Genomic DNA, 11,309 nt, shown 5'->3' on the forward strand with positions numbered 1-11,309 from the left:
GGGGGCCGGTGTGCCTGGTTACCACGCCATAGCCTTTTGCAGCACATCAAAGCCCTGGCCAGAGCACTTGGCAGCCCAAAATCAACAGAAAAACTCGCTTCGCTCCGCCTTCGACCAATTGCCGTGAAATATTCGGGTTAAACCATCCTGCGCCGCCATGCAGGGTTTGCGCATTCTGGGCAAACAAGGTGAGCAGGGCTGGATGCGTGCTTGCACGTGCCACCATGGAGGTTGTCGAAGCCACAAGACGCACATCTTGTTTGGGCACGTCTTTTGCCAGGTCCACCACGCCGCGCGGTAGCGTGACCGGGGTGAGGAAGGGCAGGCGTCGCGCGTAGGCTTCGTGCTGAGCAAAGTCTAGTAGTTTCACGCCGGGCGTCTGCAGCAGCATCTGCACGATGGGCGATTCGGGTGCCGAGATAAATACGATGGCATCCAGTCTCCCTGCCAGGAACTCGACGGTAGCCGGGGTTTCGTCTAGGTACGACAGTTTGACCTCGCTGCGCTCAATGCGGTTGATATCCAGCATGCGATGCATGAGGTTTGGGACGCCACTGCCGTTAGTACCCACGTTCACACGAAGTCCCTTGAGCTGCGCCACGCCGACGAGCTGCCGTACTGCGCCAGAGCCGCGCGCTGCAGGTGTGGCCGGGGTGCGGTAGAACACCCATACCGGCTCCACAAACCGGCTGCCAAGAGATACCAATTCTTCGGCATCATCTGGCTGGCTATCCGCCGTGCCACCTTGCACAAAGGCTACGTCGGCCTTTCCGTCGCGCAGCAGTTGCAAATTGTCAGATGATCCTGTGCTGGGCAGCAGCAAAACATCAATGCCATCGGCTGCCAGGGCTTTTTGGTAGCGCCTTCCAAACTCCGCATAAGCGCTTTGGGCAGGCCCCGTCGCCAGGATCACCGTTTTGGGAGGGGTGGGATTGAGCCACCGATACGCCAGCACGAGCAGCACCACGCCAAGAAAGACGAGCGGACCGGCAGAAGCGAGCAGATCGCGCAGTGAAAGCAATGTGTTTCGAAACGCTTTGGGCATACGTTGCGCGACTCCGTCATTTGATGGGTGGTGTATCTGATATCCAGTAGCTGGGCCTTGACTGCGGCCGCTGCCGGGCTGGACAAAGGCGAGTCGGGTTTCCCGATGGCGGCGATACGCTACTTGTGCCGCCACGGGCCATCAAGCACGAAGCAACAGCGGCACGTCTATAGGGCAGTGGCAGGATCGGTTCTGTCCGCTGCCGACGCAATAAAAACGTCGCTACAAAGGCTTTGAAATCATGTCTTAACGGTTGATTTGAGTCAAAAACGTCATGTCGGGGGATGTTGGGATTGGCCGTGGATGGGCCCGCTGCGCCACAGGCCTTCGCCTTCAGATCCGACCGAGGTGCTCGATCCCAGGCAGGAACAACCCTTGCGCGGTGGTGATGGAGCGCGCTGCGCGCGCCGCACGGGCGGTGGCCATGGCCGTGGCCTCGGCGGCCATGGTGGTCAGCACCATCATGCCCAGCGACTTGCCGCTGCGGCCCGTGCCCAGGCTGAACAGGGTGTCGCCGTCCGACATCGTGTGCACGGGGTTAATGCTGCGAGCCAGACCATCGTGGCCAGCCACGGCCAGGCGGTGGGCCTGTACCTTGGTGATGACGGCATCGGTGGCTACGACGCCGATGGTGGTGTTGGTGCCGGTCAGCAGCGGTTGCGGTTGCTCGCCGCTCAGCAGTGCGCGGCGGGTGTCGCGAAGGTGGATTCCATCTTCCGTGCGCGCGCCTGCAATGACCTGCGCTGTGTGCGGGTCGATCACGTCGCCCAAGGCGTTACACGCAACTAGAGCGCCTACCGTCACGCCGTCCAGGGTGACGGATGCCGTGCCGATACCGCCTTTCATGGCCTGTTGTATGCCGAAGATCTTGCCCAGGGCGGCCCCGGTGCCCGCACCCACATTGCCCTCGGCCGGGTCGTCCGTCGAAGCCGCCTCACAGGCGGCATAGCCCGCGCCCGCATCGGGGCGGATGTGCATATCGCCAACCAGCAGGTCAAACAGTACGGCTGCCGGCACGATGGGCAGTCGCCCCACGGCCACGTCCAGGCCCGCACCACGCTCCTCCAGCCAGCGCACGGCCCCACTGGCCGCATCCAAGCCCCAGGCGCTCCCGCCAGCCAGCATGATCGCATGCACCCTGTCCACCAGGTTCGACGGGTGCAGCAGATCAGTCTCCCTCGTGCCTGGGGCAGCGCCGCGCACGTCCACGCCTGCCACCGCTCCTTCACGGGTGAGGATCACGGTGCAGCCGGTGGGGCGACGCGTTTCGGTGAAGTGGCCAACCTCAATGCCCGCCACACGGGTAATGCTGCCGCAATCTGCAGTCGTGAATAAGGCTTTCATGCAGGGATTATGTTGACGACTGGTGACGAACCCGTATATTTCACCAGGGTTGTGCCCGAGCCCCATTGGATTTGGCACTCGAAGCCAGGAAAGTGTGCATGCATGGGGCGCCTCGGGACAGGGAAGATCGACCTGGTGCAATATGCGGGCTGGCCGGGCTTGGTCGCTGCCGTCATGCAGCTCCCGCGCTTGACATCGCCGGCACATGACACTCATCTGGTGTCGTTTTGCACGTTGGATCGTGAAAAAACCACACTTGATCACGCGTTACAGAAGAAACGAAACGTTAAAAGTGAAAAAATAGTTCCGTTTAATGGCTTGTTGCGCTATTTCGACCCATGAATTCCCACCTTGTCAACGTCAATTCAGTCGATCACGCCGGTCTGTATCGCCAGTGCGTCGAGTTAGCCCATCGGGAGTCTCCAATTCTGATCGAGAAGCTGCTCGACTACGCACGTTACCAGCTTCAGCAGCAAGAGCTTGGCTTGCGCGATGCGTCGGAGCGACGCACCGTTGTCCAGGCCCTGACCCTGCTCAAGGAGAAGCAGCGCCAAATGATTGACGCGTTTGGGCTTGCCTTGCGCACGTCCATCGACAATGTGCAAGCCGAGGGCGCACCTGTGCGTCGGCGGACTCTGACCGATTTGCGTTTTGACGAGCTTGAATTGCTCGATGCAGGGCAGGTTCACGACCATGTCGAGGTGGCGCGCGCCCAGCGCATGGCTCTCAATCAGGCCGATGCTGCGCTGTCAGAGCTTACTCCTCTCATCTGCACCGTCATGGGTTTGCGCGCAGTACAGCCTGAGCGCAATCCGCTGCACCCTCAGGTTTATTTGCGGGTGCTACAGGAAGTGATGTCGGCCACGGGGGTGTCGACCGGGATTCGTGCGGCTTGGATGACGCATGTGTGCGACCCGCTGGGGCGGGAGCTGGAAATGCTGTACCACAGGATTTGTGCGTTCCTGCGTGAGCAGGGGGTACGACCGGCGAGCTTTTCCATCGAAGGCGCTCGGCCAGTGCCGGCCTCTGGTTTTCATTCCACCAACGATTTCTTGCCCGAGTCGGCGGACCCCACCGCCAGGGCGACCAAGCCGCAGGGTCCGTTATCGGCTCCTTCGGTACTCACTGCGGCCAGCCTGCATGACCTGCTGGTGCACGACGAAGTGTTTCCGGCAGCCCTGCCCGTGCCGCAGGACCCAGACCGGGTAGCGGCGTTTGCGCAGCGGTTTGCGCAGGAATTCGACGGGCTGGACATGGGCGAGGATGCACCGGACTACGCCCGCGAGGGACCGCCGGGCGAATTTCCCGCCACGATGCCGGGGGCGCTGGATGCCCTTGACCGATCGGAGCAGGTCGATGAGGTGCTGGGCCGCCTGGCCGTGCAGGCAGGCCGCGCTCCGGGCGAGGGGCACGCGGCGCTCCGCGAGGGCATGGGGCAGGATTCCGAGGGCACGCGCCAGACCGTTGCCCGTGAGGTCGTCCTGCTTATGCTGGAGAACCTCGACCGGGACCAGCGCCTGCTGCCCCCGGTGCGCGGTGCGCTGCGTGACCTGGAGCCGATCCTGCTCAGACTGGTCAGCCACGATGCGCGTTTCTTCAGCGATCGCCAACACCCCGCAAGACGCTTTATCGACGAGGTTACCAAGCGTAGCCTGGCATGGACGGACAGCGAAGCCAGCGGATTCGTTGCATTCTTTCGGCCGGTGCGCAAGGCATTGAAGGGCTTTATGACGCTGTCCGTTGTGAAGGCGGCGCACTTTGAATCGGCCTTGGCGCAGATGAGCCAGATGTGGAGCGCTGGGCAGGGCCGACAGGCGGCTCAGCGCGATACGGCGGTCAAGACCTTGGAGCATGCGGAGCAGCGGGGCCTGCTGGCGCGCAACCTGCAGGCCGAGATGTTGACGGTAGCTGGCATGCAGGGCGTTTCGCCCGAGGTGCGCGAGTTCATCCTGGGCCCATGGTCGCAGGTCCTCGCGGAGGCCCGCATGTCCGATCGCAGCGGTGAGGCCGATCCTGGCGGGTATCGGGCCGTGGTGGCGACCTTGCTTTGGGCTGCCACACCGCATGCTGCGGCGGCTAATCCGGCGCGGCTCACGCGGACCATCCCCACGCTCTTGGCGGATATCCGGCGTGGTCTGCGAATCATCCAGTTCCCGGCCCAGCAGGCAAGTGCCTTCATGGAGCGGCTGATGCAGGTGTTGCAGGCCGGCTACCTGCCGGCGGGAGATGCCGCGCAGGGGGAGATCAGCTCAGATGCCCTCCCCGTGGGCACAGATGCGGGCAGCATGGTCGGCGGTGGCGCGCTTTCGCTGCCAGGCGACGCCTGGCTGGCGCCCCAAGAGGTGGAAGCATCCGGCTTTGTGGAACTGCCAGACCTTGGGAGCGTACCGGGCAGTCTTTCGGGTAAGAAAGGCGATGACGATGGCGTTGCGTCGGCTGACTGGGCGGTGGGGACCTGGGTGGAAATGGAAAACGAGCAGGGGATCACGCGGTCCCAGTTGTCTTGGTGCAGTGCCCAAGGCACGATTTTCCTGTTCAAACAGGGCGATGGCAGCATCTATTCGATGACCCGCCGCGTGCGCGACACGCTGGTGGCCGAAGGGCGCCTGCGCATTGTGGCCCGCGAGCCATTGGTCACGGGTGCCCTTGATGCCGTGGCGCGCGCAGCCGTCCTCAACAGTATGGATCAGGCCCAAAAGGATGCGGACGACAGGTGAGGCGTCGTCTTGCGCTGGGCCAGCGCGTCAAGGCGCTGGCTCGATGTGGGTGAGTACATAGGCGCCCTGCTGCTGCTCCGCGCGAAAGCGCAGCTTGGACCCGGGCGCGAGGGCCGTGGTGGGTACGGCCCCCTTCACGAGGAACACCATGGTCATGGGTGGCATGTCCAGGTTCTTGATCGGGCCGTGGCGCAGTGTGACCTTGCCGGTGCGCGGATCCCATCGGACCACCTCACCCTCGCTCAGATCGCTTTGCGTAGCAGGAGCGACCCCAGTCGCAGTCGGTTGGGCGCTGGGTGGTGTGGCGGACACGGCTTGTGCCACTGCCATCGCTGGGCCCATGAGTCCAACCAGCACCAGTGCCACCGCGCTTGCGCGGCGTGGCGTGCGTTGGCGCTCGGGCGCAAAGCAAAAGGCGGGAAGAACAGGGTGATTCATAGCGATGCCTGGCCCTTGTAGCGCTTGAAAATCTGGGTGCTGCCGTCGCGCGCCACCAGCAGCACGTTATAGGGATCGCGGCGATTGCCGTACTCCGGGCCGTCCATGCCGGGCGAGCCAACGGGCATGCCCGGCACTGCCAGGCCCAGCGCTGTTGGTCTTTGCGTCAGCAGTGCACGCGTATCGCTTGCGGGCACATGCCCTTCGATCAGATAGCCGCCCACGAGCGCGGTATGGCAGGAGCCCAGGTGTTGCGGCAGGCCGAGGCGGGCGCGCACGGCGTGGTTGCCGGTGTCGTGCACTGTGACGTCGAAACCTGCAGCGCGCATGTGCAGAACCCAGTCATGGCAGCAGCCGCAGTTGGGGTCTTTCCAGACTTCCATCGACGTGCGGGCGGCTGCGCGTGACAGCCCTGGCATGGCGATCGCCATGCCAGCCACAGGGATGGCAGCGATAAGTGCGCGGCGGTTGAGTCGGACGCGCGTTGCCGCGTGCGCAAAGGGCATGGTCGTGTGTGTCATGGCATGGTCCTGAGTCAGTCTACGTTAAGAAACTCTGGATAACTCCCAGCGGTCTGCGCGGGCGCGGGCTCGGGCAGTCCACGGCGTTGCTTTTCTTGCCAATAGCCGTGCTGTTGGCTGCAAAAAGCGCCCTGTGGTCTATCCCGATCCGCACCAGCGTATCCTCGCGAGGGTTATGCAGAGCTTCCATGAGCGAAAGGGCATATCCGCGCTCAGGGCTTGCGCGGCAGGACGGTGATGGTGCCGGTCATGCCCGCCTGGTAGTGGCCTGGGATCAGGCAGGCGAAGTCGAAGCTGCCTGGGCGGTTGAAGTGCCACACCACGTCGCCTTGCCCGCCAGCGCGCACATGGGCCATGTATGGCTCGTCATGCTCCATGGCCGGGAACTTCTTCATCATCTCGGCATGCTGTGCCAGCTCGGCTTGGGTGCCGATCACGATTTCATGTAGCACCTTGCCCTTGTTCTGCGCGCGCAGCCGCACGGTCTCGCCTTCGTGCACGGTGATGGCGCTCGGGGTAAAGCGCATGTCGTCGGTCATGCGGATTGCAATGGTCCGGCGCACATCCTTCACGTCACCAGCAATGCCCCATTCCTTTTGCTCTTTCATGGGGGCCGCCTTGGGTGCGTGGTGTGGTGATTTTTCATGAGAAAAAACGCCTGTTGCGCACGCTAGTAGGGCTATTGTTGCTATCAAGTTAGTAGTATTCATGGTTTCGCTCCGGGTTCAGTGCTGGTGGCCGCTGGCCGCGGGTTTGCGTACCGTGGCTGCGCCGGGTGCGGTGCCGGGCGTCTGGGTGCGCACCGGCCGCAGCGTGGCGGCCGGTGCGCCCTGCCACTCGGAGGCCACGGTGCCGGGTGGGGCCGCGTAGTCACCCGGGTCGCGGTAGTCGCCTGCGGGCTGGTCGCTGCGCACCTTGAAGGTGGTGAACATCCCGCCCATCTCCAGCGGGCCATAGGGGCCTGTGCCGGTCATCATCGGCAAGGTGTTGTCCGGCAAGGGCATTTCCATCGCGCCCATGTCGGCCATGCCACGCTCTCCCATCACCATGTAGTCGGGAACGATCTTCTGGATCTTGCCCACCAGACCGCGGTGATCCACGCCAATCATGGTGGGTACGTTGTGCCCCATGGCACCCATGGTGTGATGGCTTTTATGGCAATGAAATGCCCAATCGCCGGGCTCGTCGGCGATGAACTCGATCTGCCGCATCTGACCTACGGCCACGTCGGTGGTCACTTCGGGCCACTGCGCGCTTTGGGGCACCGGGCCGCCGTCGGTGCCGGTGACCTTGAACTCATGACCGTGGATGTGGATGGGGTGGTTGGTCATCGTGAGATTGCCCATGCGGATGCGAACGCGCTCGCCCAAGCGCGCCACCAGCGGGCTGATGGCGGGGAAGACCCGGCTGTTCCAGCACCAGATGTTGTGGTCCAGCATGGTGTTGACCTTGGGGGTCATGCTGCCGGGATCCACATCGAAGGCGTTGATCAGGAAGGCATAGTCGCGCTGCACCTGGGCGATCTGCGGGTGGTTGCCCTTGGGGTGGGTGATCCACAGGCCCATCATGCCCATCGCCATCTGCACCATCTCGTCGGCATGCGGGTGGTACATGAAGGTGCCATGGCGGCGCGCCACAAACTCATACACAAACGTCTTGCCCGGCGCTATGGCGGGCTGGTTGAGCCCGCCCACGCCGTCCATGCCGTTGGGAAGGCGCTGGCCATGCCAGTGGATGGTGGTGTGTTCGGGCAGGCGGTTGGTGACGAAGATACGCACGCGGTCGCCCTCCACCACCTCGATGGTGGGGCCGGGGCTCTGGCCGTTGTAGCCCCACATGTTGACCATGAAGCCGGGTGCCACTTCGCGCACCACGGGTTCGGCCACCAGGTGGAATTCCTTGACGCCTGCGTTCATGCGCCAGGGGGTGGTCCAGCCATTGAGGGTGACCACCGGGTGATAGGGGCGGCCGGTCGGTGGTTGCAGCGCGGGGGCGGTGTCGGCGCTGGTCTGGATGACGGGCTCGGGCAGCGTGGCAAGCGCCACGCGGCTGACGGAGGCTGCGGCCACGGCGGTGGCAGCGCCGGTGAAAAAATGGCGTCTTTGCATGTCAGTGGCCTTGGGGTGTGGTGGGCGCGGCGCTGCCCGTGGTCAGGCTGCTCAGCGCGCCGGGCGATGTGCCCGTGAGGGCAAGCTGCAGATCGGTTTCAGCCAGCCAAAAGTCGCGCTGGGCCTCGATGGCGTGGGCCACTGCCTGCGTGCTGTTGCGGGCCTCGGCCAGCATGTCCCACACGCTGGCCAGCATGCCGTTGTAGCGCAGGGTGGTCTCGTCGCTGATCAACTGGCGCAGGGGCACCACCTCGGTCTGTTGCTGGCGTGCCAGGTCGAGCGCCGTGCGGTAGGTCAGCCAGGCGCTGCGCGCTTCGCTGCGGGCGCGCACGGCGGTATCTTGCAACTGCGCGGCGGCCTGTTCCACCGCAGCCTGGGCGTGGGTGCGTGCGGCACCACCCCAGTCGAACAACGGCACAGGCAGCTCCAGCTCCCAGCCACGGGTGATGTCGCGGTGAGCGCCGCCCCGCTCGGTGGTGGTGTTGCGCTGGTAGGCCAGGCCCACGTCGCCAAACACGGCGCCCGCGCGGCTCCAGCCCAGGCGCGCGGCCTGGGTGTCGAGCTGGCGGCGGGCGGCCTGCACATCCAGCCGCTCGCGCAGCGCGGTGGCCTCGATGCCTTCGGCGGGCAACTCGGCAGTGGGCAGGGCGGGCAACTGGGTCTCCAGGGTGTACTGGGCCTGTGTGCCCCAGACGCCCATGCGTCGGTTCAGGTCCTCGCGGGCCGTGGCCGCCGCCAGTCGCGCGCGTGCGCGTTGGCTGTGGGCGTCGTGCAGCAACGCCTGTTCGCGGGCCAGCTGCAGGCGGCTCCAGTTACCCACGCGGGCCATGCGGCGGGCGAGCTCGGTGCCAGCCTCTGCCGCTTCGACCATGCGATCGTGGGTGGCAGCCACCTGCTCGGCGGCCACGGCACGCAGCCACGCGCGGCTGGCGTCGGCCGCCAGCGTCACCACATCCTGCGCCGTCTGCAAGGTGGCCCATTGCATGCGCTCGGCCTGGCGCTCTGCACGCCAGGGCAGGGTGATGAGGTCAAGCAGGCTGAAGGCCAGCGTGCGTTCCATCTCGCGCTCATGGCTGTTGGCAAAACGCCCCAGGCTCAGGTGCGGGTTGGGCAGGGTGATGGCCTGCACGCGCTCGGCATCGGCCATGCCCAGCGCGGCCAGCCGGGCCTGCAGGCCGGGGTTGTTGAGCAGTGCAATACGCACAGCCGCGTCCTGCGTCAGCGGCTTGGCCAGCCAGCCCTGGATGGACTGGTGCGCTTGGGCCCGCGCGGCGGTGTCGGTGGCTGGCAGCGCCGCCTGCACCCCGGCGGTGCGGCCCGCCGTGAGCTGGGCGACATCGCCGCGCAGGCCATCGGGCGACACACTGGCGCAACCGGCCAGCACGGCGGCCGCCACCAGCAGTGGCAGGCGCGCGCTGCGGTGTTGCACCGGTCGTGATGTGCATGTGGCGCTCATGGCCGGCTCCCGGATGGGTGATGGTCGGTGTGGCCATGGCGATGCATGGGCGCTGCGGTCTGCGTGTCATGGGGTTTGGGCCCGTGACCTTCATGGGGACTGGCCTGTGCTTTGTCGCCAGCAGCGTGGGCACGGTGATGGCCGTGACCCCCGTGGGACGTGGCAGGTACCGGCGACGGGGGCGGGGCTGCCGCGCCTGGCTGGGCGATGTTGCGGGCTTCCCAGGCCACGATGTCTGCGTGGCCGCGCGGAAACGAGGCCACGGCACTGTGCGATTCGCGCCAGGACGTGGCCGACGGGGCTGCGTCGGCCAGCGAAGTCTGCGGCACCATGCCAATGTAGACCAAGGGCGCGGTAGGCGCGTGGGCCAGGGATGCATCGGTCCATGGTGGCGGTCGGCTGGTGTCGGCCGTCGGCGGGTTGCCTTGGGCCAGTGCTGCGGCTGGCGTCAACAGCACCAGACCAGCCAGCAGGCTCAGCGAACGGAACTGGGTCAAACAAAGTGGGATGCGCATGGCGATCTCCGGACAAAAAAGCGAGGCACTGCGCTGCAACCCGGACGGCTTCACAGGAGGCGTCAGGGACGTGCAGACGCACCTTGGGCGTCAGGGGATCAGCCGATGGGTGGCTCGAAGGCCAGCGTGGCAGGAGCGCTGTGAAACCGGGCACTGGCATCGGGCAGCGATGCGCCGATACGGGCAGGCACGTCAGCCAGCACGATGGGCAGCGCAAGCATGGCCGAATGGCAGATGTCGCATGCACAACAGGTACTGTCGCCCTGGGCTTGCCCAGAGGCCATGCTTTCGGGGGCAGCGTGGGCACAGCCCCCATGGTCTGCCCCGTGGCAGGGCGCCTTGGCTGCTTGGCCCCCGTGCCCCAGTGCGTGCGCCGCTGCGTGGGGCGCACCTTCGTCCAAGGGCAACGGCGCGTGCCCGTGTCCGGCACCATGATCAACAGGGCCTGAACCATGCGCCGTGTCAAGCACAGCCAGCGCCGCGCAAGGCTTCGCTGCGGGCACCATGCCCGCCGCCATGGCGGTGCCGGTCAGGCCGCGCAGGACCAGCACCAGCATCATCAAGCAATAAAAACCGCGCCGCATGGGGTAATGATACGGGGCGCTTGCGGAAGGTTCCGCGTGAGCCGGTGCAGCCCGGCGTGTGCCACCGCTCGAATCACCGTGGTAGCCTGCGCTCGCGCGCAAACACTTCATGCCGCTTTGGAGCCACAATGGGCTGGCAGCAACCGTAACACCGCGCACCCTGTCGCGCCGCGTTGGCAGGGGCGTTACCGTCCGGCGGGAATCAGCGGGCGAGCCAAAACCGCTTTGCTATTGAGTCGGCATCAACCAACTTGAATGCGTTGATGCGGTTCGAAGCTCTGCGCAAGGCTTCGACAGGCTCAGCCCGAACGGCTGGTTCAAGTTCAAAGGTGCCGACTCAATAACGAACGACACAACCTGGGGAGAAGCTGTCTATGCGTTATCAACCACATGCAATCTGGTGCGTTGGCGGCCTGCTGCTTGCCCAGGCCTTTTTGACGCCGCAAGCCCAAGCGCAGCAAAGCCGACAAGCACCTGGCTATGAAAAGGCCCAGGTCCGAACCGTGCTGAACCGCAGCGTTTTTTACCTGCCAATGTTTGGCGCTGTTTACCGCGATAAATTCACGGCCCTGTTGCCACTG

10 protein-coding genes and 2 pseudogenes are annotated in these 11,309 nt (G+C 65.0%); 3 read left to right on the forward strand and 9 right to left on the reverse strand.

What is annotated here, in order from left to right; genetic code table 11:
* Positions 1-136: 136 nt before the first annotated feature.
* Positions 137-1,045 (reverse strand): annotated as a pseudogene (locus ACK543_RS13585) (TAXI family TRAP transporter solute-binding subunit); the annotation flags it as partial.
* A 333-nt stretch (positions 1,046-1,378) separates the two neighbouring features.
* Entirely contained in the window at positions 1,379-2,389 is a 1,011-nt protein-coding gene (locus ACK543_RS13590) for a P1 family peptidase (protein ID WP_409943379.1), read from the reverse strand.
* 102 nt (positions 2,390-2,491) lie between these two features.
* Here ACK543_RS13590 and ACK543_RS13595 point away from each other — a divergent pair, with 102 nt between their 5' ends.
* Positions 2,492-2,731, forward strand: a complete 240-nt coding sequence (locus ACK543_RS13595; RefSeq protein WP_409943380.1) for a hypothetical protein — start codon at positions 2,492-2,494, stop codon at positions 2,729-2,731.
* A complete protein-coding gene (locus tag ACK543_RS13600) occupies positions 2,728-5,106 on the forward strand; it encodes a DUF1631 family protein (protein ID WP_409943381.1) in 2,379 nt (792 codons plus the stop codon). Before ACK543_RS13595 ends, ACK543_RS13600 begins: the two co-directional genes overlap by 4 nt.
* 27 nt (positions 5,107-5,133) lie before the next feature.
* On the opposite strand, the gene ACK543_RS13605 is transcribed toward ACK543_RS13600, so the two are convergent.
* The 7 genes from ACK543_RS13605 to ACK543_RS13635 form a co-directional block, all read right to left on the reverse strand.
* On the reverse strand, positions 5,134-5,544 hold the full coding sequence (locus tag ACK543_RS13605) for a copper-binding protein (RefSeq protein WP_409943382.1): 411 nt from the start codon (positions 5,542-5,544) through the stop codon (positions 5,134-5,136).
* Positions 5,541-6,065 carry a DUF411 domain-containing protein gene (locus tag ACK543_RS13610; protein ID WP_409943383.1) on the reverse strand — a complete coding sequence of 175 codons (525 nt, stop codon included), beginning with the start codon at positions 6,063-6,065 and terminating at the stop codon, positions 5,541-5,543. Before ACK543_RS13610 ends, ACK543_RS13605 begins: the two co-directional genes overlap by 4 nt.
* 212 nt (positions 6,066-6,277) lie before the next feature.
* Positions 6,278-6,775, reverse strand: coding sequence for a plastocyanin/azurin family copper-binding protein (locus ACK543_RS13615; protein ID WP_409943384.1), 498 nt, complete (start codon positions 6,773-6,775; stop codon positions 6,278-6,280).
* Between the two features lie 15 nt (positions 6,776-6,790).
* Positions 6,791-8,173 carry a multicopper oxidase family protein gene (locus ACK543_RS13620; RefSeq protein ID WP_409943385.1) on the reverse strand — a complete coding sequence of 461 codons (1,383 nt, stop codon included), beginning with the start codon at positions 8,171-8,173 and terminating at the stop codon, positions 6,791-6,793.
* A 1-nt stretch (position 8,174) separates the two neighbouring features.
* Positions 8,175-9,629, reverse strand: coding sequence for a TolC family protein (locus tag ACK543_RS13625; RefSeq protein WP_409943386.1), 1,455 nt, complete (start codon positions 9,627-9,629; stop codon positions 8,175-8,177).
* Positions 9,626-10,144, reverse strand: coding sequence for a hypothetical protein (locus ACK543_RS13630; protein WP_409943387.1), 519 nt, complete (start codon positions 10,142-10,144; stop codon positions 9,626-9,628). Before ACK543_RS13630 ends, ACK543_RS13625 begins: the two co-directional genes overlap by 4 nt.
* 98 nt (positions 10,145-10,242) lie before the next feature.
* The gene (locus ACK543_RS13635) at positions 10,243-10,728 is read right to left on the reverse strand and encodes a hypothetical protein (protein ID WP_409943388.1); all 486 of its coding nucleotides are present in this window, start codon (positions 10,726-10,728) and stop codon (positions 10,243-10,245) included.
* A 374-nt stretch (positions 10,729-11,102) separates the two neighbouring features.
* Between ACK543_RS13635 and ACK543_RS13640 the strand changes: the two are divergent.
* Positions 11,103-11,309 (forward strand): annotated as a pseudogene (locus tag ACK543_RS13640) (hypothetical protein); the annotation flags it as partial.

Origin of the sequence: Acidovorax sp. (genome assembly GCF_046341535.1) — a bacterium.
Taxonomy (GTDB): Bacteria; Pseudomonadota; Gammaproteobacteria; order Burkholderiales; family Burkholderiaceae_C; genus Acidovorax.

Bases quoted from the DNA above. Each gene is read 5' to 3' on its own strand.
- ACK543_RS13630 (WP_409943387.1), bottom strand. From the start codon at position 10,144: ATGCGCATCCCACTTTGTTTGACCCAGTTCCGTTCGCTGAGCCTGCTG.
- ACK543_RS13620 (WP_409943385.1), bottom strand. From the start codon at position 8,173: ATGCAAAGACGCCATTTTTTCACCGGCGCTGCCACCGCCGTGGCCGCA.
- ACK543_RS13595 (WP_409943380.1), top strand. From the start codon at position 2,492: ATGGGGCGCCTCGGGACAGGGAAGATCGACCTGGTGCAATATGCGGGC.
- ACK543_RS13610 (WP_409943383.1), bottom strand. From the start codon at position 6,065: ATGACACACACGACCATGCCCTTTGCGCACGCGGCAACGCGCGTCCGA.
- ACK543_RS13635 (WP_409943388.1), bottom strand. From the start codon at position 10,728: ATGCGGCGCGGTTTTTATTGCTTGATGATGCTGGTGCTGGTCCTGCGC.
- ACK543_RS13615 (WP_409943384.1), bottom strand. From the start codon at position 6,775: ATGAATACTACTAACTTGATAGCAACAATAGCCCTACTAGCGTGCGCA.
- ACK543_RS13625 (WP_409943386.1), bottom strand. From the start codon at position 9,629: ATGAGCGCCACATGCACATCACGACCGGTGCAACACCGCAGCGCGCGC.
- ACK543_RS13590 (WP_409943379.1), bottom strand. From the start codon at position 2,389: ATGAAAGCCTTATTCACGACTGCAGATTGCGGCAGCATTACCCGTGTG.
- ACK543_RS13600 (WP_409943381.1), top strand. From the start codon at position 2,728: ATGAATTCCCACCTTGTCAACGTCAATTCAGTCGATCACGCCGGTCTG.
- ACK543_RS13605 (WP_409943382.1), bottom strand. From the start codon at position 5,544: ATGAATCACCCTGTTCTTCCCGCCTTTTGCTTTGCGCCCGAGCGCCAA.